The sequence below is a fragment of the Ammonifex thiophilus genome, from assembly GCF_003368535.1.
GTDB classification, from domain to species: Bacteria; Bacillota; Desulfotomaculia; order Desulfotomaculales; family Ammonificaceae; genus Ammonifex; species Ammonifex thiophilus.
The window spans coordinates 1-606 of record NZ_QSLN01000056.1; the positions used below are offsets into that span (position 1 = coordinate 1).

The following is a 606-nucleotide window of genomic DNA, read 5'->3' on the forward strand; positions in this document are numbered from 1 at the left end:
CGAAAGTAGTGGCCTGGCCGTTGGGGTCCTTCACTTCCACCAGGTTGCCGGCGGCGTCGTACTTCCAGGCGCTTCTCCCGCCCAGGGGATCGACGACCTCCGTCAAGCGGCCGAGCTTGTCGTAAGTATATTGCGTGGCGTGCCCGGCCGGATCGGTGACCCTCTCCACCCGCTCCAGGGGGTCGAGTTCGTGAACGATGGTATGCCCCAGGGCGTCGGTGACGGTCCTCCGGTCGCCGTCGTAGGTGACGGTAAGGATTTTAACGCCCCGGGCGTCGGTAATGCCGGTCACCCGGCCCAGAGCGTCGTACTCAAGGCTAAGGGTGTGCCCCAGCGGGTCGGTTATGGTTTTGAGGTTCCCCCGGGGGTCGTAGGTGTAGGTGATAGTGTTTCCCAGGGGGTCGGTGGCCGCCACGAGCCTGCCTTCGGGGTCGTAAGCATAGGTGTTAACCCGGGAGATCCCTCCACCTTCCTCCCGCATCTTAACCAGGTTGTTGTCGCCGTCGTACTCGTAGGAGAGGGTGACCCCTCCGGGACGCAGCTCTTTTACCATCCGGCCCCGGGAGTCGTACTCGAAGCGCCAGACCCTGCCAGCCGGGTCTTTGA

General features: G+C 63.9%; 1 pseudogene. It reads right to left on the minus strand.

The features are described from left to right. A pseudogene (locus tag DXX99_RS11015) lies at positions 1 to 606 on the minus strand (RHS repeat protein); the annotation flags it as partial.